Source organism: Vreelandella sp. V005 (assembly GCF_052645115.1).
In genome coordinates, this window is the sequence record NZ_JBQXYA010000029.1 from 1 (window position 1) to 255 (window position 255).

Sequence of the window (255 nt, forward strand, 5' to 3'; positions counted from 1 at the left end):
GGGCACGCCCGACGACCTCGAAGAGTTCCGCGCCTGCCAGGAAGGTTACAACGGCGCGCTGGCCGAGTGGAACGACCTCTCCCGTGGGGCCCAGCAATGGATCGAAGGCGCCGATGAAGACGCTCAGACGATCGACATGAAACCCCTGCTCAGCGGTGCCTCGCCGGAAGACGAAGGGCTCTATGTGCTGCACCACAAGCACTGGGTCGACGAAATGCTGCGCGCCATCGACAAAGAGCGCGGCCAGTTTATCGC

1 pseudogene is annotated in these 255 nt (G+C 63.5%); it reads left to right on the forward strand.

What is annotated here, in order from left to right:
- Positions 1-255, forward strand: a pseudogene (locus tag ACUN8H_RS18780) (benzoate 1,2-dioxygenase large subunit); the annotation flags it as partial.